The following is a 21,621-nucleotide window of genomic DNA, read 5'->3' on the forward strand; positions in this document are numbered from 1 at the left end:
TTCCCAGAGCCTTGAGCTCTTTGAAGGGTCGTTCGAGACCAGGACGTTGATAGGTCAGGTGTGGAAGTGCAGTAATGCATTAAGCTAACTGATACTAATTGCCCGTACGGCTTGTCCCTATAACCTTGACGGTTATACGCATTTACTCTTGATGAGTTAATACCCCCACTTTACTTCTTCCCGATTGCGCAGTGCCGCTCAGAACAGCGGCGCTGCCTACAAGTCAAAGCTTGATGACCATAGTAAGTCGGTCCCACCCCTTCCCATCCCGAACAGGACCGTGAAACGACTCTACGCCGATGATAGTGCTGCAACCAGTGTGAAAGTAGGTTATCGTCAAGCTAGTTATAAGTCAAAGAGGCTCGCCGGTTTATCCGTGCGGGCCTTTTTGCGTTTGGCGCAACAGAATTGCTGAGAGTTTTGGTGAGTTTTTTGATCTGTGGAAACGAAAGGTGTACCATCTCGACTTTCGCAGCTGAAGCATCACATTTCAATGAAATTCACAGCCCAAACAATGCTGTACTTCACATTGGCGTTGGTGGTTGGAGCCACCGCCCACGCCGATGAGGTAGCGGACGTTAACAAGCTGGCCAAGGCCGGCAAAGTCGTCGAAGCGCTCAATAAAGCCAATGAGTATTTGAGCAAGCACCCGGCCGATGCGCAGATGCGTTTCGCCAAAGGCGTGCTGCTGACCGAGCAGAACAAGCCTGACGAGGCGATCGCGGTTTTCACCAGGCTGACGGAAGACTACAAGGACCTGCCGGAGCCGTATAACAATCTGGCGGTGCTGTATGCGGGGCAGGGGCAGTACGATAAGGCGCGCGCCGTGCTGGAGAAGGCACTGCGCACCAATCCGAGCTATCAGACTGCCTATGAAAACCTTGGCGATATTTACGGCAAGATGGCCAGCCAGGCGTATGACAAGGCGCTTGCTCTGGGGACCAATACCGCGCCGGCCAAGTCCAACCTGACTTTGCTGCGCAGCTTTTCGCCAGCGACTGCGCCTAAAGTCGCGGCGGCTGCGGTAACGCTTCCATTGCAAGCCAAGCCAGCGCCTGTGACGTCCCCGGCGCCAGTGCTGGCGTCTGCCCCGCTGTCAACGCCCGCCAAGGTGGCCAACACGTCCGCTCCTCTGCCGGCACCCGCACCAGCTCCCGCGCCCGCCAAAATCGCTGCGGCGCCGGCGTCGGCGCCTGTCAAGGTCGTTGCTGCGCCTGCGGCGGCACCGGCTCCCGTGCCAGCGCCTGTCAAGGCTGCCGCCGCGCCTGCTCCTATTCCCGCACCGGCGCCTTTGGCTGCTGCGCCTGTGCTGGCGGCCAAGCCGGATACTTCTGAACGCGACGCCGTGCTGGCGCAGGTCAATGGCTGGGCCAAGGCCTGGGCCGCGCAGAAGGTTGACGCCTATCTGGCTTACTACAGCCCGCAATTCGAGCCGCCAAAAGGCATGACGCGCAAGGCCTGGGCGGATGAGCGCCGCGCCCGCATTGAGGGCAAAGGCCACATCCGCGTGGAAGTGGCGTCGCCCGAGGTGACGGTCAACGGCAATAACGCCAAAGTCACTTTCCGCCAGACCTACACCTCCGATCGTCTGACCGCGCGCAGCCGCAAGACCCTGCAACTGGTCAAAAACGGCGGCAAATGGCAAATCAAGCAGGAAGTATCCAATTGAAGGCGCGCCTGAAAGCGATCAACGCTGTTCTCCTGCTTAGCATGCTGGGCGGCGCGTTCAGCTATGCCGCAAAGAATCCGGAAGAGCAGTTAAGCGACATCTACGCGCACCTTGCCAAACAGGACCTGGACACGGCGCAGCAGAAGGCGGATGCGCTGGTCGAGGCCTATCCCAACTTCCGTCTCGGGCACCTGATCCGTGGCGATATCCTGCTGATGCATACGCGCGCGGTGGGCAATCTGGGTGCGGCCGTGCCGCCGGGTTCCGAATCCAAGCTGTCCGACCTGCGCCGTGAAGCGGCGGTGCGGCTGAGCGCCGAACGTCCGGCGCCGGCGCTGCTGCCGCGCGCGCTGCTGCAGATGCGCAAGGAGCAGCGGCATGCGCTGATTGTCGACGCCAAGCACTCGCGCCTGTATCTGTACGAGAACCGCAACGGCGGCCTGCGTTTGATGCAGGACTTTTACGTCAGCCAGGGCAAGCTGGGCATCAACAAGCTGAAAGAAGGCGATATGCGCACGCCGGTGGGCGTGTATTACATCGTCGGCCGCCTGCCGGGCGTCAAGCTGCCTGATATGTACGGCAAGGGTGCGCTGCCGCTGGATTATCCGAACGACTGGGACAAGGTACAGGGGCGTGGCGGTTCTGGCATCTGGGTGCATGGCACGCCGCCGGAAACCTTCAGCCGCCCGCCGCTGTCGACCGATGGCTGCGTAGTGGTCAGCAATGATGACCTGAAGTTCCTGACCCGTACGGTGGAAATTGGCAAGACGCCTATCCTGATCGGTGACCAGGTGGAGTTTGTCAGCAAAGCCCAGCTGGACCAGGATCTGCGGCAAGCCGCCGCGCTGGTGGAAAGCTGGCGCGTTGAGATGGAAAAGCGCGATGATGGCGGTATGAAATCGCTGTATTCAGCGAAGTTCAAGTCGGCCACGGATGACGATGTAACGGCGTGGCTGGCCAAGAATCAATTCCTGCCCGGCGCTAAAAAGGTCAGCGTTACCGTGAGCGACACCAGCTATTTCCGCCAGCCCAGCCAGGAAGAGATGATCGTCAGCAGTTTCACCCAGCAGACGGTGGTCGGCAAGTTCCGCCATGCGGTGCGCAAGAAGCAGTACTGGGCCAGGGAAGGCAAAGGCTGGAAGATCGTCGCCGAAACCAATGTGTAGCGTATAAAAAAAGCCCCGTGAGGGGCTTTGTACTTAGAAGTGGTACGCCGCTTTGAGTTCGACGAAGTTCACACCCGAGTTCGGCTTCTTGTAGCCGCCGTTCGAGAAGTGTTGCAGCTTCAGTGCCACTTCCCAGTTGTTGTCGAAGACATAGCCAGTTGCGATGTGGTCGCCGAACTGGAAGTGGGTGCCCAGACGGTTGTCGCTATTGTTGTATAGCTTGGACAGCATGTGCACGCCGATGCCGCCTTCGTAGTACATGCCCTTCTTGTTGTCATTCTGGAAGCGGAATACCGGGGTGAAGCCGATGTCCCACAGTTTGCGTTCCTGGCCAACCTGGTTCATGTAGCGGTTTTCGCGCCAGATGCCGGTGCTGGCTTCCCAGTAGCCGCTCAGGTGGGTGCCGTTCGACTGGAACCATTTGGTGTCCCAATCCTTGGCGGCGTTGAAGCGCACCATTTGGACGTGTTCGCCGGCGCCTACGTCGAGCGAGACGGAGTCGATCAGCTTGTCATCGGCGAAAGCGCTTTGTGCGACCACCAGGGCGGCTGCAACCGCCATCATTTTTTTAGTGAACATAGTATCCTTGCAATGTTGGGGAGTGCTGTATCTAAATGTGTTATACGGCTAACCCGTGATTGTACCGGGGTTCTCGAAAATATTCAGGAGCGCAATTGTCCACGCAAATTACTTTTCTCGGCATCGGCTTGATGGGAGATCCGATGGCGCGCCGGCTGCTGGCGGCCGGCCACCAGGTCACGGTCTGGAACCGTACCCACGCCAAGGCGCAGCTGCTGGGCGAGGCTGGCGCACGTCCGGTGGCGGAGCTGGCGCAAGCCGTCAATGGCGCGCAGATGGTGATCTCCATGCTGGAGGCCGGACCCACGGTGCAGCTGGTGCTGCAAGCGGCCTTGCCGGCCTTGTCGCCAGGCGCGCTATGGATAGACATGAGCTCGACACAGCAGGCGGAGGCGCAGTCCTTCCATGCGCTGTTGACAGCGCAGGGCAGGCGCTTTATCGATGCACCGGTGTCCGGCGGTGTTGGCGGTGCGGCGGCCGGCACGCTGGCCATCATGGCGGGCGGCAGCGCGGAAGATTTCGCCGCGGCCGAACCAATGCTGGCCGCGATGGGGCGCGCCACGCTAGTGGGCCCGGCTGGCAGCGGGCAGGTGGCCAAGCTGTGCAATCAGCTGATCGTCGGCGCCACGATTAATATCGTGGCGGAAGCGATGCTGCTGGCGCAGGCAGCGGGTGCCGATCCGGCGGCGATGCGCGCGGCCATACGCGGCGGCTTTGCCGAGTCGAAGATATTGGAGGTGCACGGTCAGCGCATGCTGGAGCGGAATTTTGTCGCCGGCGGCAAGGTCGCCACGCAGCTCAAGGACCAGCGCAACATTCTGGCGGCGGCGCAAGCGGCTGGCATTGTTTTGCCGCTGACGGAGCTGGTGACGGCGCGCTATATGACGCTGGCGAAGACAATACCGCAGGCCGACCACGCGGCCGCGCTGATCGGACTGGAGCAGCTGAATCCGGGGCAGCGCGTTGGCGCCGCCCCGGACCAATTAGGCTGACGGCGGCAGGCTGGCTTCCACCAGCTTGACCCAGAAACTGGCGCCGACCGGCAGCAGGTTATCGTTGAAGTCGTAGCTGCCATTGTGCAGCACGCATGGGCCGAGGCCATGGCCGCCATCGCGGTGATCGCCTTCGCCATTGCCGATGAAGATGTAGCAGCCCGGCCTGGCTTGCAGGAAGTAAGCGAAGTCCTCCGCTGCCATCGACGGCTCGACCTTGTCGTCCACCTTGTCGGCGCCGACCACGCTTTTCATCACCTCGACCGCGAAGCGGGTTGCCTCCGGATGGTTGACCAGCGGCGGGTAGTTGCGGCGGAATTTGAACTCCACTTCCGCGCCGAGCGCGGCGGCCGTATTCACCGCCACTTCCTCCATCTGCTTCTCGATCATGTCCAGCACCTTGCCGGACAGCGTGCGCACGGTGCCGGCCAGCTTGGCTTCGTCGGGAATCACGTTGGTGGCGGTGCCGGCGTGGAACTGCGTCAGCGACAGCACGGCGGTATCGATCGGATTGGTGCGGCGGCTGACGATGGTCTGCCAGCTCTGCGCGATCTGCATGCCGATGATGACCGGGTCGATGCACTTGTGCGGCTGTGCAGCATGGCCGCCCTTGCCCTTCACCGTCACATAGAATTCGTTGCTGGAGGCCATTTGCGGTCCCGGCGTCACGCTCATATGGCCGGCTGGAATGCCAGGCCAGTTGTGCATGCCGTAGATGGCGTCCATCGGGCACTGCTCGAACAGGCCGTCCTCGATCATGCGCCTGGCACCGGCGCCGCCTTCTTCGGCGGGCTGGAAGATCAGGTAGACCGTGCCGTCGAAATTGCGGTTGTCCGCCAGGTGCTTGGCCGCGCCCAGCAGCATGGCGGTGTGGCCGTCATGGCCGCAGGCGTGCATCTTGCCGGGATGGCGCGAGGCGTGGGCGAAGGTATTGATTTCCTGCATGGGCAGGGCGTCCATGTCGGCGCGCAGGCCGATGGCGCGCGCCGAGGTACCGTTCTTGATCACGCCGACCACGCCGGTGATGCCCAGGCCGCGTATCACGGGAATGCCCCACTCGGTCAGCTTGGCAGCGACCACGTCGGATGTGCGTTTTTCTTCGTAGCAGAGTTCCGGGTGGGCGTGCAGGTCGCGCCGTATCTGTTGAATTTCGGATTGAAATGCAATGATGGGATCTACCAGTTTCATGCTGCTTCTCCAATATTCTGTTCGCTTGCTTTTTAAGCATCGAGAACAGCCATTGTAGCCCTTGTATGCTGAGTTAAGCCAGAGCGGGCGCAATGGTTTACGATACCGTTTTTAGCATTAGCTTCTTTGGATTTCAGACATGACAAGCACACAAGTCCGCGCAGCCTGCCCGCTCGACTGCCCCGATACCTGCGCATTGCTGGTGACGGTGGAAGACGGCGTCGCCACCGCGGTCAAGGGCGACCCCGACCATCCGACCACGGCCGGCGTGCTGTGCACCAAAGTGTCGCGCTATACCGAACGCACTTATCACGCAGACCGCTTGCTGTATCCGCTGAAGCGGGTCGGCAAGAAGGGCGAGGGCAAGTTCGAGCGCATCAGCTGGGAGGAAGCGCTGGACACCATCGCAGCGCGGCTGAAGCCTATCGCCGAACGTGCGCCGGAAGCGATCCTGCCGTACAGCTACTGCGGCACCATGGGCCTGATCCAGGGCGAGTCGATGTCGTCGCGCTTCTTCAACAAGATCGGCGCCTCGCTGCTGGACCGCACCATCTGCGCGACAGCCGGGTTCACCGGCTACAAGTACACCGTGGGCGCGTCGGTCGGCACTGACATGGAGCAGTTCCAGAACGCCAAGCTGCTGATCATCTGGGGCGGCAATCCGATCGCCTCCAATCTGCACTTCTGGACCCGTGCGCAGGAAGCCAAGCGCAATGGCGCCAAGCTGATCGCCATCGACCCGTACCGCTCGCTGACGGCGGAGAAGTGCCATCAGCATATCGCGCTGCTGCCGGGCACCGACGCGGCGCTGGCCTTGGGGCTGATGCATGTGCTGATCAAGGAAGAATTTCTGGACCACGACTACATCACACAGTACACGCTGGGCTTCGAGCAGTTGAAACAGCGCGCGCAGGAATGGACGCCGGAGCGCACCGCTGAAACCTGCGGCATCACTGCGCAGGAAGTGCTGGACCTGGCGCGCCTGTACGGCGGCATGGCCAAGGCCGGCGAGCCGGTGGCGATCCGCACCAACTACGGCGTGCAGCGCGTGCGCGGCGGCGGCATGGCTGTGCGCAATATCGCCTGCCTGCCAGCGCTGGTGGGCGCGTGGCGCCATGCGGCCGGCGGCGTGCAGCTGTCGTCCAGCGGCTCCTTCCCGACCAACAAGCCATGGCTGCAGCGCACCGACCTGCTGAAGAAAATCCCGCGCACCATCAATATGACCACCATCGGTGATGACCTGTTGCGGCCAACGTCGCCGCAGTTCGGGCCGGCGGTGGAGGCCGTCATCGTCTACAACTCGAACCCGCTGGCGATTGCGCCGGATTCGGACAAGGTGATGCGCGGCTTCCTGCGCGAAGACCTGTTCACCGTGGTGCTGGAACACTTCCAGACCGACACCGCCGACTATGCCGACATCGTGCTGCCGGCCACCACGCAGCTGGAGCACATTGACGCGCACACCTCCTACGGCCACCTGTACATGATGGCGAATAACGCCGCCGTCAAGCCGCTCGGCGAGGCCAGGGCCAATACCGAAATCTTCCGCCTGCTGGCGGCGCGCATGGGCTTTGACGACGACTGCTTCAAAGACACGGACGACCAGCTGGCGGCCATGGCCTTCAACGCGCAGGACGTGCGCGCCGTCGGCTTCGACTGGGACGCGCTGAAGCAGAAGGGCTGGCAGAAACTGAATATGCCGGCCGCGCCGTTCGCGCAAGGCGGCTTCCCCACGCCGTCCGGCAAGTGCGAGTTTTATTCCGCGCAGATGGAGAAGGATGGACTCGATCCGCTGCCGGCCTATGTGCCGCCGTATGAATCGGTGGCCAGCAATCCGGAGCTGGCGCAGCGCTATCCGCTGGCGATGATCTCGCCGCCGGCGCGCAACTTCCTCAACTCCACCTTCGTCAACGTCAAGAGCCTGCGTTCGGCGGAAGGCGAGCCGCACCTGGACATCCATCCGGACGACAGCGCTGCGCGCGGCATCGCCAACGGCGAGATGGTGCGCATCTTCAATGACCGTGGCTCCTTCGTGGCCAAGGCGCGCGTGACCGACAAGGCGCGCGCCGGCCTCGTTGTCGGCTTGTCAGTCTGGTGGAAAAAGCTCGCCACGGATGGCAAAAACGCCAATGAGGTGACCAGCCAACAGTTGACGGATATGGGCCGCGCACCGACTTTTTACGATACACTGGTTCAGGTCGAGAGGGTTGCTACCTGAAGGTGATGTATGCGCAATATTGCACGCCAAATGCTCCGCGCCAGGTTCTGGCTGGCGCCGGCGTGCGCGGCGGCGATGCTGGCCGGTTGCGCGCAATTCAAGTACTACATGCAGGCCGCACAGGGGCAGTATTCGCTGTGGTCGGAAGCGCGCCCGATCGACGACTGGCTGGGCGATCCGGCCACCGACCCGCAGTTGCGCGCGCGGCTGGAAAAAGCCCTGTTGATACGCAAGTTCGCGGTCAAGGAACTGGGCCTGCCGGATAACGCCAGCTACAAAAACTACGCCGCGCTATCGCGCCCCTTCGTGCTGTGGAATGTGGTGGCGACGCCGGAGCTGTCGCTGCGGCCGATCCAGTGGTGCTTCCCGATCGCCGGCTGCGTCAGCTATCGCGGCTACTACAGCAAGGAGGACGCCACCGCCTACGCCGAGGAACTGCGCGCCGAGGGCAACGACGTGCAGATAGGCGGCGTGCCCGCCTATTCCACGCTGGGCTGGTTCAGCGACCCGCTGCTGTCCACCTTCATCAACTACTCCGACGCCGAACTGGCGCGCATGGTGTTCCACGAACTGGCGCACCAGGTGGTGTATGTGCCGGGCGACTCGCAGTTCAACGAAGGCTTCGCTACGGCGGTGGAGGAGGCCGGCGTGGCGCGCTGGCTGGAGCTGTATGGCACGGACGCGATGCGCGAGGCCTATATCCGCTACAACGCGCGCCGCCAGGATTTTCTGGCGCTGCTGGTGCGGCATCGCGGCATGCTGTCCGACCTGTACGCCAGCAAGACCAGCACGCGCCACAAGCGTGCCGAGAAGGCGCGCATCTTCAAGCATCTGAAGTCCGATTACGAAAAACTCAAGCAAAGCTGGGGCGGCTACGCCGGTTACGACCGCTGGTTTGCCGAACCGCTGACCAACGCCCACCTGTCGGCGGTGGGAACCTACCATGATTATCTGCCCGCCTTCCGGGCCGTGCTGAAGCAAGAGCGAACGTTCGTGCGTTTTTATGGTGCGGTGCAAAAGATAGCCAGTCTTGATACAGCTCAACGCCAGCAGCAGTTGGCGCTATTGAGTCAGCCAGCAATGCTCAATGCGGAGAGCGGCAAGGAAGCGCTACCAGGCTCCGAAGGCGCGGATTGATGTTGCGTTGCCGCATGAAAAGCCGTTAGAACCTCTGTTCTAATTATGGTTAAATGCGCTTGCGTACGGGCGTGCTGCCCGATAGCATCGCATCATCAGCAAGCTTCCCTGACCGGCCCTGTGCGCCGGCCTTACAACGATAATTATTCGAGACAAGAGGCACAGGATGGAGAAAATCTGGTTGAAGTCGTACCCGCCGGGCATGCCGACGGACGTGGATACGAGTCAGTACCGTTCGTTGGTGCAGTTGCTGGAAGAGTCTTTCCACAAGTATGCCGACCGCAATGCGTATGTGTGCATGGACAAGTTCCTCACCTATGCCGACGTTGACGCCTATTCCAAGCGCCTGGGCGCCTGGCTGCAAAGCACCGGCCTGAAGCCGGGCGCGCGCGTGGCCATCATGATGCCGAACGTGCTGCAGTATCCGATCGCGATTGCGGCGATCCTGCGCGCCGGCTACACGGTGGTCAACGTCAATCCGCTGTACACGCCGCGCGAGCTGGAGCATCAGCTGAACGACTCGGGCGCCGAGGCGATCTTCATCCTGGAAAACTTCGCCACTACGCTGGAACAGGTGCTGGGCAAGACCCAGATCAAGCATATCGTGGTGGGCAGCATGGGCGAGATGCTTGGCGGCCTGAAAGGCATGCTGGTGAATTTCGTGGTGCGCAGCGTGAAGAAGCTGGTGCCGGCGTTCTCGCTGCCGAACGCGGTGCGCTTCAAGGATGCGCTGTCGCAGGGCGGCGCGATGAAGCTGACGCCGGTCGAGCGGCAGTACAATGATCCGGCCTTCCTGCAATATACCGGCGGCACCACCGGCGTGTCGAAAGGCGCGACGCTGACGCACCAGAACATCGTCGCCAACCTGCTGCAAAGCGAGGCGTGGTCGCATCCGGCGCTGGGCGGATCGAGCGAGCAGGTGGTGATTGTCTGCGCGCTGCCGCTGTACCACATCTTCGCGCTGACTTGCTGCGCGATGTGGGGCACGCGGGTCGGTGCGCTGAACATCCTGATACCGAATCCGCGCGACATCGGCGGCTTCGTCAAGGAGCTGGCGAAGTACAAATTCAATATGTTCCCGGCGGTGAACACGCTGTACAACGCGCTGCTGAACCATCCTGAGTTTGCCAAGCTGGACTTTTCGGGACTGAAGATTTGCAACGGCGGCGGCATGGCGGTGCAGCAGGCGGTCAACGACCGCTGGCTGAAGGCGACCGGGGTGTCTATCATTGAGGGTTACGGCTTGTCCGAGACTTCGCCGGTGGCCACGTGCAACCGCGCCGACAACAAGGAATTCACCGGCACCATCGGCCTGCCGGTGCCATCGACCGACATCGCCATTCTGGATGACGACGGCAATGAAGTCCCGCTCGGCACCGCCGGCGAGATCGCCATCCGTGGTCCGCAGGTGATGAGCGGCTACTGGAACCGCCCGGACGAAACGGCCAAGGTGATGACCGCCGACGGCTACTTCAAATCCGGCGACGTGGGTGTGATGGACGCCAACGGCTTCGTGAAGATCGTCGACCGCAAGAAGGACATGATTCTGGTGTCCGGCTTCAACGTCTATCCGAACGAACTGGAAGGCGTGATTGCCGCCCACCCTGGTGTGCTGGAATGCGCGGCGATCGGCGTGCCGGACGAGCATTCGGGCGAGGCGGTCAAGGTGTTCGTGGTGCGCAAGGACCCGAACCTGACGCAAGAGGCGCTGATGGCCTATTGCAAAGAACAATTCACCGGCTATAAAAAGCCGAAATACATTGAGTTCCGAGAGGAACTACCAAAAACCAATGTCGGCAAGATTCTGCGACGCATGCTGCGTGACGAACCTGTCGGCGAGAAGAAAAAGGCTGCATAAAGATGGAAAAGATTTGGCTCAAGTCGTACCCGGACGGCGTACCGGCGGAGATTGACAGCACCCAGTTCCGCTCGGTCACGCATCTGATGGAGGAGTCCTTCCGCAAGTACGCGGACCGCAACGCTTTCGTGTGCATGGATAAATTCCTGACCTACGGCGAGCTGGATCAACTGTCGCAAAAAATCGGCGCCTGGCTGCAGGCCAAAGGTCTGCAACCGGGCGCGCGCGTGGCCATCATGCTGCCTAACGTGCTGCAATATCCGGTGATCATGGCAGGCATCCTGCGTGCCGGCTACACCGTGGTCAACGTCAATCCGCTGTACACGCCGCGCGAGCTGCAACACCAGCTGACCGATTCAGGCGCCGAAGCCATCTTCGTGCTGGAGAATTTTGCCACTACCGTGCAGCAGGTGCTGGCGCAAACTTCGGTCAAGCATGTGGTGGTCGCCACCATGGGCGATATGCTGGGCGGCCTGAAAGGCTTCATCGTCAATTTCGTGGTGCGCAATGTGAAGAAGATGGTGCCGGCGTTCTCGCTGCCGGGTTCGGTGTCGTTCAAGCAGGTGCTGTCGGAAGGCACGGGCAAGACGCTGCAACCGGTCAAGCAAGGCCATGACGATATCGCCTTCCTGCAATACACCGGCGGCACCACCGGCGTGTCCAAGGGCGCGATCCTGCTGCACCGTAACGTGATCGCCAACGTCTTGCAGAACGAAGCCTGGCTGCAAATGAAGAGCAGCGACGAGCAGATGGTGTTTGTCAGCGCGCTGCCGCTGTATCACATCTACTCGCTGACCATCAGTGGCTTCATGAGCATCCGCATGGGTGGCCTGAGCCTGCTGATTCCAAATCCGCGCGACATTCCTGGTTTTGTGAAAGAGCTGGCCAAGTACAAAGTGACGGTGCTGCCGGCGGTGAACACGCTGTACAACGCGCTGCTGAACAATGCCGACTTCGCCAAGCTGGACTTCTCGTCCTACAAGCTGTGCAACGGCGGCGGCATGGCGGTACAGAAGGGCGTGGCCGAACGCTGGCTGAAAGTGACGGGCACGCCGATCATCGAGGGTTATGGCCTGTCCGAAACCTCGCCGGTGGCGACCGCCAACCGGGTGGACATCAAGGAATTTACCGGCACGATAGGCCTGCCGATTCCATCGACCGAAGTAGCGATCCTGGACGACGACGGCAAGGAACTGCCGCTGGGCTCGACCGGCGAAATCGCCATCCGTGGCCCGCAGGTGATGGCCGGCTACTGGAAGCGTCCGGACGAAACCGCGAAATCGATGACGGCCGACGGCTTCTTCAAAACCGGCGACGTGGGCGTGATGGACCAGCATGGCTACACCAAGATCGTCGACCGCAAGAAGGACATGATCATTGTGTCGGGCTTCAACGTCTATCCGAATGAAGTGGAAGACGTGGTGGCGTCGCATCCGGGCGTGCTGGAAGTGGCATGTATTGGCGTGCCGGACAAGAATTCCGGCGAGGCAGTCAAACTGTTCGTGGTGCGCAAGGACCCGAACCTGACTTCCGAGCAAATCCTGGAATTCTGCAAGCATGAACTGACAGCCTACAAAAAGCCGAAGTACATCGAATTCCGCGACGAACTGCCGAAGACCAACGTCGGCAAAATCCTGCGACGCCAGTTGCGCGACGAAAAAGCCGCCTGATGTTGAAAAAATCGCCTGCTGAGTCAGGCGATTTTTTTTAGGCCCGGCGTGCCGTTGCGGACCACGAAGCCGGCGGCGCGCGCGATCGGGCTGGCGTGGTTGTGAACGTCGTCCAGCGCCAGGAAGTGGGCGGTGGTGTCGGCTGGGGTGATGGTGAGCAGCATGTAGCCGCGCTTGTCGCTGCGGCCGTATTTGATCGCGGGATTCATGCGCAGGTATTGTTCGGTGCGCGCCTGCGGGCGCGATGGCGAGGTGATCGAGGTGCCGCAGAATTCGGTGGCCACCAGCAGATTGGCGGCGCTGCGTGGGCGCGATGGATTGCGCGCCAGTTCGCTGGCGAAGAAGCTGTGCACGTCGCCGGACAGTACCAAGGGATTGCTGGCGCGGCTGCTGTGCAGTGTTTCCATCAATTGCCGGCGTGCCGCCGGATAGCCATCCCAGCCATCGGTCCAGAAGCGCCCGTCGCCTTCTTTTAGGATCGGCAGCTGGCTGTTCTGCGCCATCAGCGTTTGCTGGGCCAGAATGTTCCAGCGCGCCTGCGACGCCGATAAGCCCTGCGCCAGCCATTGTTCCTGTTCCTTGCCCAGCATGCTACGCCTGGCGTCCGCCAGCGCCGGGCAGTCGCGCAGCAGCACTGAGCTGGAGCCGCCGCGTGTTTTGGGCGGGCAGGCGTGGTGGGCGCGGTACTGGCGGTCGTCCAGTACGTGGAATCGCGCCAGCCTGCCCCAGTCGTAGCGCTGGTAGATGCGCATGCGCGCGAAGTCTCCCGGCCGGGTGCGCAGCGGCATGTGCTCGTAGAAGGCCTGGTAGGCTGCGGCGCGGCGGTCGATGAAGCGCGGATCGAGGCGCTCGTCGCGGTCGCCGGCATAGTCGTTGGCGACTTCATGGTCGTCCCAGGTGACGATCCACGGCGCGGCGTGGTGCGCGGCTTGCAGGTCAAGGTCCGATTTGTACTGGGCGTAGCGGGCGCGGTAGTCTGCCAGTGTGAAGCTTTCAGAGACGCGTACAGCGTTTTTCGGATGCTGTAGCTGGTACGGTCCCCACTCGTAGATGTAATCGCCCAGGAAGGCTACCAGGTCGGGCGCGGCAGCGGTGATGTGGCGGTGCGCGGCATAGGTGCCGAATTCCCAGTGCTGGCAGGAAGCCACGGCCAGCTTGAGTGTCTGCGGCATGGCGCCGGCGGCGGGGGCGGTGCGGGTGCGGCCGACCGGGCTGACGGCGTTGCCCAGCATGAAGCGATACCAGTACCAGCGGTCCGGCTGCAAGCCGGTGACGTCGACGTGGACGCTGTGCGCCAGTTCGGGCGGCGCGCTGGCTGTGCCTTTGGCGATGATGCGACGGAACTGTTCGTCCTCCGCCATTTCCCAGCGCACGCTGAAGGCAATGGACGGCATGGCGGCGGCATTGAGCGAGTCGTGCAGGATACGGGTCCAGATGACTACCGCGCTGGGCAGCGGTGAGCCGGAGGCCACGCCCAGGCTGAATGGATAGCTAGCGCCTGTTTCCCGCGCCATGGCGCCGTTGCTGGCGCTGGTCAGTGCTGCGGCCGCACTCAGCGCTGACAGCCGGCTGGTGGTGGCGAGGAAGATGCGGCGGTGTTCGTCCATGCGTCCGTTCAGCGAGCGGCTGCGCCGCTCAGGGATGGAGCAGTGTTTCGATAGGCGGCACTTTGCGCGGCTTGCGGTCGGAGTCGGTGGCGACGTAGGTCAGCGTGGCCTCGGTCACCTTCACGGTGTCCGCCTGCAGGCGGTTGCGCTCGGCGTAGACTTCCACCTGCACGGTAATGGAGGTATTGCCAACCTTGACAATATCAGCATAGAAGGACAGCAAATCGCCGACGAAGACCGGGTTCTTGAACACGAAGGAATTCACCGCGATGGTGGCCACGCGGCCATTGGCGCGGCGGGTGGCTGGCAGCGAGCCGGCAATGTCCACCTGGGCCATGATCCAGCCGCCAAATACATCACCGTAGACGTTGGCATCGGACGGCGACGGCATCATGCGCAGCTCCGGCATTTTCCCGGCAGGCAGGCCGCGATTGACGGTGGTGACGGCGAGTGGGGCGGCAGTTTGAGGCGTGGTCATCGTAAAATCTCTTCTGGGGCTACAATTAACGGGATTGAACCATAAAAAGCCATTATCCGCCATGCGCCGTTATCCGAATTCTCCGCCAGCTCCCGCCAGCACTGCCTCATCCCGCAGCGATTTTTCCACCCTCAAAACGCTGATCCCTTATTTGTGGGTCTACAAGTGGCGCGTGCTGCTGGCACTGGGCTGCCTGGTCGGCGCCAAGCTGGCCAACGTCGGCGTGCCGGTGGTGATGAAGCAGCTCATCGATTCCCTGACCATCACGCCGTCGCATCCACAGGCGCTGCTGGTGCTGCCGCTCGGCGCGCTGGTGGCGTATGGCATCCTGCGCGTTTCGACCACGGTGTTTACCGAGCTGCGCGAGTTCCTGTTTGCGCGCGTAACGCAGCGCGCGGTGCGCACCATCGCGCTGCAGGTGTTCCGCCACCTGCACGCGCTGTCGCTACGCTTCCATCTTAATCGCCAGACCGGCGGCATGACGCGCGATATCGAACGCGGCACGCGCGCGGTCGGCTCGCTGATCTCGTACACGCTGTTTAACATCCTGCCGACGCTGGTGGAGATCACGCTGGTGCTGGGCTATCTGGTTACGCACTACGACATCTGGTTCTCGGTGATTACCTTTGTGGCGCTGGCGTCCTACATCACCTTCACCATCATTATCACCAACTGGCGCACGCACTTCCGCCGCACCATGAATGAGCTGGATTCCAAGGCCAACACCAAGGCCATCGATTCACTGATCAATTACGAGACGGTGAAGTACTTCGGCAACGAAGAGTATGAGGCCAAGCGCTACGACGAGGGTTTGCAGCATTATGAAAGCGCGGCCGTCAAATCGCAGACATCGCTGTCGCTGCTGAACACCGGCCAGTCGATGATCATCGCGATAGCCGTGACGCTGATCCTGTGGCGCGCGACGGTGGGCGTCATCGACGGCAAGATGACCTTGGGCGATCTGGTGCTGGTCAACGCCTTCATGATTCAGCTTTACATTCCGCTGAACTTCCTCGGTGTGATTTACCGCGAAATCAAGCAAAGCCTGGCCGATATGGAGAAGCTGTTCTCGCTGCTGGACCAGAACCGCGAGATCGCCGACGCGCCGGAAGCGCGGCCGCTGGTTACGCATGGCGCCGAGGTGCGCTTCAACCACGTGGACTTCAGCTACGATCCGAAACGCCAGATCCTGTTTGATGTGGACTTCGCCATCGCACCGGGCACCACGACTGCCGTGGTGGGACACAGCGGTTCCGGCAAGTCGACTTTGTCGCGGTTATTGTTCCGCTTCTATGAGGTGAATGCAGGCGGCATCACCATCGACGGACAGGACCTGCGCACGCTGACGCAGGACTCGGTGCGCCACGCGATCGGCATCGTGCCGCAGGATACGGTGCTGTTCAACGACACCATCGAATACAACATCGCCTACGGCAAGCCGGGCGCCTCGCACGAGGAGATCGTGGCGGCTGCGCGCGCCGCCTCCATCCACGACTTTATCGACAGCCTGCCGGATGGCTATAAGACCATGGTCGGCGAGCGTGGCCTGAAGCTGTCCGGCGGCGAGAAGCAGCGCGTGGCGATTGCGCGCACGCTGCTGAAGAATCCTGCGGTGCTGATCTTCGACGAGGCCACATCGGCGCTGGACTCCAAGGCGGAGCAGGCGATTCAGGCGGAGCTGAAGGAAATCTCGCGCACCCGCACCACCATGGTGATCGCGCACCGCCTCTCTACCGTGGCCGATGCGCAGCAGATCATCGTGCTGGATCGCGGCCGCATCGTCGAACGCGGCACGCACCAGTCGCTATTGGCAGCGGACGGCCTGTATGCTCAAATGTGGGAACGCCAGCAAGCCAGGGCGGATGAAGAACTAACCGAAGGAGTCGACCAATGAAGTCTCGTTTTGTGCTGGGTGCTGCCACCGCCATGCTGGCTTGCGTGCAGGGTGCATATGCCGCTGATCCGACGGAGCCGCAATTCCGCGCCCTGTACAAGGAGCTGGTTGAAACCAATACCACGCTGTCGTCCGGCAGCTGCACGCTGGCGGCTGAGCGCATTGCCGCGCGCCTGAAGACGGCCGGCTTTCCGGATTCCGACCTGCACCTGTTTGCCGATCCGGCGCATCCGAAAGAGGGCGGCCTGGTCGCCATCCTGCCGGGCCGCGATCCGAAGGCGAAAGCCATCCTGCTGCTGGCGCACATCGATGTGGTGGAAGCCAAGCGCGAAGACTGGGTACGCGATCCGTTCACGCTGATCGAGGAGGACGGCAAGTTCTACGCGCGCGGCGCGCTGGACGACAAGGCACAGGCGGCCATCTGGGCGGATTCGCTGGTGCGCTTCAAGCAGGAGGGCTACAAGCCGCGCCATACGCTGAAGATGGCGCTGACTTGCGGCGAGGAGACTGCCGGCGCCTTCAACGGCGCCGAGTGGCTGACCAAGCATCGCCGTGAGCTGATCGACGCGGCCTATGCGCTGAACGAAGGCGCTGGCGGCGAGTTGAACGCGGCAGGCAAGCGCGTGTCGATGACGGTGCAGGCCGGCGAGAAGGTGGCGCAGAACTATCGGCTGGAAGTGACCAATCGCGGCGGCCATAGCTCGCGTCCGGTGAAGGACAACGCCATCTATCACCTGGCTGGCGCGCTGGAGAAAATCCAGGGCTATGCATTTCCGATCCAGCTGACCGACGGCAGCAAGGGCTATCTGAATGCGATGTCGAAGATCCAGCTGGCGGCAGGCCATCAAGAGATTGCCGACGCGATGCTGGTGGTGGCGAAGAATCCGGACGACGCCAAGGCGGTCAAGCTGGTGTCCGACGCCAGCCCAAGCTGGGCGGCGATGCTGCACACCACCTGTGTGGCGACCATGCTGGACGCGGGCCACGCCACCAACGCGCTGCCGCAGCGCGCCCGCGCGAATATCAACTGCCGCATCTTCCCCGGCGTGACGCAGGAGACGGTGCGCCTGGCGCTGGTGAAGGCGATCAACGATCCGGCGGTGAAAGTGGAGACGCTGGAGATCCGTGGCGAGAACTCGGCGCCGCCACCGCTGACGCGCGCCATCATGGAGCCGGTGGAGAAGCTGACGCAGAAGATGTGGCCGGGCGTGCCGGTGATGCCGATCCTGCAGTCCGGCGCCACCGACGGCCAGTTCCTGAATGCGGCCGGGATTCCGACCTATGGCATCAGCGGCATTTTCCTGACGCCGGACCTGGGCAATATCCACGGCCTGAATGAGTACATCGGCGTGCAGTCGCTGATGGAGGGCCGCATTTTCCTGCACGAGCTGGTGAAGATCTACGCCGAGCAGATTTAAGCCAGTGCGCGATATCTGAAGTCGCGCATCGTCACCGTGCCTGTGCCCGCGATGTAGACGCCGGGCTGCAGGCTGGCGAAGCCGCCGAACACATTGTGGTGCAGGCCGGAGACTTCCATCTGCCATGGATGCTGCTTCCACTCCTTGCCATCCAGCGAGTAGTGGAAGGTGACGATGTGGCGGTCGTTCCGGACGCGGATATGCACAGTGGAGGCGTCCATCTTTTCGCGCATCCAGCTTTGCTCGTGCGAGTGGGCGAAGGTCTTCATATGCGTTGGCGTGAAGCCGACGCCGACGTAGGCGCGCTCGTTGTAGTGCAGTAGCAGGCCGCCTTCCGCATCGGCGCCAATGTCGAGCGTGATGGTGGCTTCGTAGGCGCGGTCGCCGGCGATGAAGGTCAGCGGCGAGGAATCGACCGGAGATGTGCCTTTGCCTTTGATGGCCAGCTTGCCGGGCGTGTGCTGCACGCGTTGCATTTCGTTTGGACCAGGGTTGAAGAAGCTCCACTGCACGCCGAACTTCAGCTTCTGGAAGTCGTCGGACTTGGCGAAGTTGTGCGGCACGGCTTTGCCTTTTTTCGGCATCGGCAGTGGCGCGGACAGGTCGCCGCCTTTGGCTTTGAACCAGCCGTCCTTGGTCCATTCGATGGGTTCGAGCAGACACTGGCGGCCCAGCGTGCGGTAGCTGTTCTCGTAGCCGTGGTAGACCATCCACCAGTCGCCGGCCGGGCCTTCGACCAGGGTGGCGTGGCCGCGCGACCACCATTTTTCGCCAGCGCTCTGGGTGCGCACGATGGGATTCTGCGGATGATTTTCCCAAGGGCCGTGGATGGAGCGTGAGCGTGCTGCAATCACCATGTGGCTGGTTGGCGGGCCGGAGGTGCCGCCGACCGCCAGCACCAGATAAAACCAGCCGTCGCGCCTGAGCAGCTTGGGGCCTTCCGGCGCGAACATCTCCACCACCCAGTCTTGCGGGTAGCGCCAGGGTTCGTAGACTTTTTCCAGTGTGCCGACTGTGGCCAGGCCGTCATCGCTCAGGCCGATGCAGCGCACGCCGTTGACGAACAGGTAGCGCTTGCCGTCTTCGCCGACCGCGTGGCCGGGATCGATGGCGCCTTCGATTTTCAGGTCAATCGGATCGCTCCACGGGCCTTTGATGTGGTCGGCCCAGATGACGTAGATGCTGGTGCCGGCCGGGATGTAGATGAAGTAGCGGCCGTTGTGCTTGACCAGGTCCATGGCCCAGATGCTGCCCAGCGGCTTGGTCAGCGCCGGGCCGATCGGCTGCCAGTTCACCAGGTCCTGCGAGTGCCAGATGATGACGCCGGGGTAGGACAGGAAGGACGAGAAGGTCATGTAGTAATCGTCGCCGTCCTTGAGGATGGTGGGATCGGGGTGATCGCCGGCGAGGATGGGGTTGAGGAAGCTGCCGTTGCCCAGGTCGGCCTTGCGCTGGCCTTCGACGCCGCGCGCCCATGGTGGTTCAGCAGCGGCTGCGTTCGCCAATTGCGGCGCCACTGCCACACCAGCCAACAAAGTCTTCAGCGCCGTGCGTCGCGAAGCGGTCATATCGTCTCCATCAGAATAGTATTATTCCCCGATGGTGCATCAAGCCCTCCTCCCTCGCAATTACGAAAACCGCCAAGCCGGATAACGATTCCGCACAACGCCCCCGCCCGCTTGATGTGCGCCACCGCAAAGCGCATCATGTGCACGCGGACTAAGCTTCGATGACACCATTCTCATCGGAGGACGTATGTCTGAATTCTATAAATACTTCAAAGAAAACATGGATGCCTTAGGTTTGCCTGCTCCAGAAAGCTTGTATGGCAATCTTCAGCTTGCGCTTGGCTCGGCCATGACGCTTGTCGGCTTTATTGAGAAGTTCGGCACCAAGGTAACTATCAGGGAAATGATTGGTGCAGGGATACGTGGTGAAAAATTGCTGACGATCTGGGCCATGAGCGCTTCTTACTATGTTGGCGCGGTCATCGGCAGTATCGCTGTTGCGACAGGGCGTACTCTGGCTGGCGGAACCTCGCTTGCAGATGTACTACTTCGCGCCCAGATGAATCACCTGCATCGCTCCTGGTTACCCGGTGTGCTGCTGCATTATCCCGAAATTTACAAACGGAGGACAAAATGAAAGATGGTCTGATGTTGTTGCTGGCCGGCGTGGTGTGCGCCGCCGGCGCTGCACTGTTTTTCAGGATTTTCGGCAGCGATGCGCTCAACATCATCGTCCTGCTGGCGCTGGTTGCCACGATCGGCGATAACTTCCGCCTGCGGCGCCGCTTAAGGGAGATTGGCGCCAAGCCTGAGGGCAAGCGCACCTGGTTATGAACCCGTCATTCCGCGAAAGTGGGAATCCATGCTGAATATGCTCCCCCGCGTCCGCGAGGGCGACATGCAAAAAAAAGCCACCGCGAACGGTGGCTTTGCTGTCTCTGCTTAGGCAGATTCTTTCGGCGGGTCCATCTCGCCTTCCCACTTGGCGACCACGGCGGTGGCGATGCCGTTGCCGATGACGTTGGTCGCGGAACGCGCCATGTCGAGGAAGTGGTCGATGCCCAGCAGCAGCAGCATGCCGGCTTCCGGAATGTTGAACTGGCCCAGCGTCGCGGCAATCACCACCAGCGAAGCGCGCGGCACGCCGGCCATGCCTTTCGAGGTCAGCATCAGCACCGCCATCATGGTCATCTGCTGGCCCAGCGACATTTCAATGCCATACGCCTGTGCAATGAACACGGTGGCGAAGGTGCAGTACATCATCGAACCGTCCAGATTGAACGAGTAGCCGATCGGCAGCACGAACGAGGCGATGCGGTTGCGCACGCCGAAACGCTCCAGGCCTTCCAGTGTTTTCGGATAGGCTGCTTCGCTCGACGCGGTCGAGAACGCCAGCAGCGCCGGGCTGCGCATTTCCTTCATCAGCGCGAAGACACGGCCTTTGAGGAACAGGAAGCCGATGAAGATCAGCAGCGCCCACAGCAGCGCAATACCGAAGTAGAACTCGGCCATGAACACGCCATAGGTCGACAGCACGCCCAGGCCGCTCTTGGCGATGGTGCCGGCCACTGCAGCAAACACCGCAAATGGTGCGAACAGCATCACGTAGCCGGTCACTTTCAGCATCACGTGGGCAACGCCGTCCAGCGCCTCGATCAGCGCATTGGCTTTCGGGCCCACCGCAGCCGCCGCCGAACCGAAGAACAGCGAGAAGATCACGATTTGCAGGATTTCATTCTTGGCCATGCCGTCGACAATCGACGACGGCACCAGGTGGGTGACGAAGTCCTTCAGCGTCAGACTGGAGGTGGCCAGGTCGACCTTGGCGGCGGTGGCGGCCATGTGGCCCAGCAGCGCGTCGCCTGGACGGAAGATGTTAACCAGCACCAGGCCAAGGCTCAGCGACATCACCGAAGCGATGAAGAACCAGCCCAGCGTCTTGACGCCGACGCGGCCGACTGCCGTAGCGTCGCCCATCTTGGCAATGCCACACACCAGCGTGGAAAACACCAGCGGCGCGATGATCATCTTGATCAGGCGCAAGAACAGCGTGGTGATCAGCGCCATGGTGTCGGCAAAGCCGGTCGGATTGGCCAGGGTGCTGTTGGCCACGTAGCCGGTAATAATGCCTATGGCGAGACCAATCAGGATGTACGTGGTCAATCGGCTTTGTTTGTTCATATTTTTGGGTTTCCTGTGGTAGTGTCTCTCTGGGCCTGCGCAGCGGGCAGGATGGCCG

Annotated in this window: 17 protein-coding genes and 2 rRNA genes; 13 read left to right on the top strand and 6 right to left on the bottom strand. The window is 61.8% G+C overall.

Translation table 11 applies throughout. The features are described from left to right. The 4 genes from KW842_RS23825 to KW842_RS23840 form a co-directional block, all read left to right on the top strand. Positions 1-119 (top strand): 23S ribosomal RNA (locus KW842_RS23825); the annotation flags it as partial. Between the two features lie 110 nt (positions 120-229). After that, positions 230-342 (top strand): 5S ribosomal RNA (gene rrf, locus KW842_RS23830). A 151-nt stretch (positions 343-493) separates the two neighbouring features. Beyond that, on the top strand, positions 494-1,669 hold the full coding sequence (locus tag KW842_RS27725; RefSeq protein ID WP_218306615.1) for a tetratricopeptide repeat protein: 1,176 nt from the start codon (positions 494-496) through the stop codon (positions 1,667-1,669). Next, the gene (locus tag KW842_RS23840) at positions 1,666-2,835 is read left to right on the top strand and encodes a murein L,D-transpeptidase family protein (protein WP_229223873.1); all 1,170 of its coding nucleotides are present in this window, start codon (positions 1,666-1,668) and stop codon (positions 2,833-2,835) included. The genes KW842_RS27725 and KW842_RS23840 overlap by 4 nt, the downstream gene beginning before the upstream one ends. A gap of 33 nt (positions 2,836-2,868) precedes the next feature. Here the strand turns inward: KW842_RS23840 and KW842_RS23845 are convergent, their stop codons facing one another. After that, complete coding sequence (locus KW842_RS23845; RefSeq protein ID WP_218306616.1) at positions 2,869-3,414, bottom strand: acyloxyacyl hydrolase; 546 nt, start codon at positions 3,412-3,414, stop codon at positions 2,869-2,871. 95 nt (positions 3,415-3,509) lie between these two features. Here KW842_RS23845 and KW842_RS23850 point away from each other — a divergent pair, with 95 nt between their 5' ends. Then, complete coding sequence (locus tag KW842_RS23850; protein ID WP_255584412.1) at positions 3,510-4,406, top strand: NAD(P)-dependent oxidoreductase; 897 nt, start codon at positions 3,510-3,512, stop codon at positions 4,404-4,406. Here the strand turns inward: KW842_RS23850 and KW842_RS23855 are convergent. Further along, positions 4,398-5,594 (bottom strand): M20 aminoacylase family protein, encoded by a 1,197-nt coding sequence (locus tag KW842_RS23855; RefSeq protein ID WP_218306617.1) that lies wholly within the window; start codon positions 5,592-5,594, stop codon positions 4,398-4,400. The two genes, KW842_RS23850 and KW842_RS23855, sit on opposite strands and share 9 nt — an antisense overlap. 139 nt (positions 5,595-5,733) lie before the next feature. Here KW842_RS23855 and KW842_RS23860 point away from each other — a divergent pair, with 139 nt between their 5' ends. The 4 genes from KW842_RS23860 (at position 5,734) to KW842_RS23875 (ending at position 12,477) form a co-directional block, all read left to right on the top strand. Beyond that, positions 5,734-7,812 carry a molybdopterin-dependent oxidoreductase gene (locus KW842_RS23860; RefSeq protein ID WP_218306618.1) on the top strand — a complete coding sequence of 693 codons (2,079 nt, stop codon included), beginning with the start codon at positions 5,734-5,736 and terminating at the stop codon, positions 7,810-7,812. 9 nt (positions 7,813-7,821) lie between these two features. Beyond that, positions 7,822-8,949 carry an aminopeptidase gene (locus tag KW842_RS23865; RefSeq protein WP_218306619.1) on the top strand — a complete coding sequence of 376 codons (1,128 nt, stop codon included), beginning with the start codon at positions 7,822-7,824 and terminating at the stop codon, positions 8,947-8,949. Positions 8,950-9,115: 166 nt separating this feature from the next. Continuing rightward, on the top strand, positions 9,116-10,807 hold the full coding sequence (locus KW842_RS23870) for a long-chain-fatty-acid--CoA ligase (RefSeq protein WP_218306620.1): 1,692 nt from the start codon (positions 9,116-9,118) through the stop codon (positions 10,805-10,807). Between the two features lie 2 nt (positions 10,808-10,809). Continuing rightward, positions 10,810-12,477, top strand: coding sequence for a long-chain fatty acid--CoA ligase (locus KW842_RS23875; protein ID WP_218306621.1), 1,668 nt, complete (start codon positions 10,810-10,812; stop codon positions 12,475-12,477). 23 nt (positions 12,478-12,500) lie between these two features. Here the strand turns inward: KW842_RS23875 and KW842_RS23880 are convergent, their stop codons facing one another. Next, complete coding sequence (locus tag KW842_RS23880; protein ID WP_218306622.1) at positions 12,501-14,084, bottom strand: alkaline phosphatase; 1,584 nt, start codon at positions 14,082-14,084, stop codon at positions 12,501-12,503. A gap of 28 nt (positions 14,085-14,112) precedes the next feature. Then, positions 14,113-14,562 carry an acyl-CoA thioesterase gene (locus tag KW842_RS23885; RefSeq protein WP_218306623.1) on the bottom strand — a complete coding sequence of 150 codons (450 nt, stop codon included), beginning with the start codon at positions 14,560-14,562 and terminating at the stop codon, positions 14,113-14,115. 61 nt (positions 14,563-14,623) lie between these two features. Here KW842_RS23885 and KW842_RS23890 point away from each other — a divergent pair, with 61 nt between their 5' ends. Beyond that, positions 14,624-16,456: an ABC transporter ATP-binding protein/permease gene (locus KW842_RS23890; RefSeq protein WP_218306624.1), complete on the top strand. Its 1,833-nt coding sequence runs from the start codon at positions 14,624-14,626 to the stop codon at positions 16,454-16,456. Further along, positions 16,453-17,874, top strand: coding sequence for a M20/M25/M40 family metallo-hydrolase (locus KW842_RS23895; protein WP_218306625.1), 1,422 nt, complete (start codon positions 16,453-16,455; stop codon positions 17,872-17,874). The genes KW842_RS23890 and KW842_RS23895 overlap by 4 nt, the downstream gene beginning before the upstream one ends. On the opposite strand, the gene KW842_RS23900 is transcribed toward KW842_RS23895, so the two are convergent. Beyond that, entirely contained in the window at positions 17,871-19,442 is a 1,572-nt protein-coding gene (locus KW842_RS23900; RefSeq protein ID WP_218306626.1) for a family 43 glycosylhydrolase, read from the bottom strand. The genes KW842_RS23895 and KW842_RS23900 overlap by 4 nt on opposite strands. Before the next feature lie 187 nt (positions 19,443-19,629). Here KW842_RS23900 and KW842_RS23905 point away from each other — a divergent pair, with 187 nt between their 5' ends. Together KW842_RS23905 and KW842_RS23910 are read left to right on the top strand one after the other, a co-directional pair. Next, positions 19,630-20,019 (top strand): hypothetical protein, encoded by a 390-nt coding sequence (locus KW842_RS23905; RefSeq protein WP_218306627.1) that lies wholly within the window; start codon positions 19,630-19,632, stop codon positions 20,017-20,019. Continuing rightward, positions 20,016-20,216, top strand: a complete 201-nt coding sequence (locus KW842_RS23910; RefSeq protein ID WP_218306628.1) for a hypothetical protein — start codon at positions 20,016-20,018, stop codon at positions 20,214-20,216. Before KW842_RS23905 ends, KW842_RS23910 begins: the two co-directional genes overlap by 4 nt. Before the next feature lie 108 nt (positions 20,217-20,324). Here KW842_RS23910 and KW842_RS23915 read toward each other — a convergent pair whose 3' ends face one another. Further along, positions 20,325-21,563, bottom strand: a complete 1,239-nt coding sequence (locus KW842_RS23915; RefSeq protein WP_218306629.1) for a dicarboxylate/amino acid:cation symporter — start codon at positions 21,561-21,563, stop codon at positions 20,325-20,327. Positions 21,564-21,621: the final 58 nt, after the last annotated feature.

This window comes from Duganella sp. sic0402 (assembly GCF_019219065.1).
Taxonomy (GTDB): Bacteria; Pseudomonadota; Gammaproteobacteria; order Burkholderiales; family Burkholderiaceae_D; genus Rugamonas.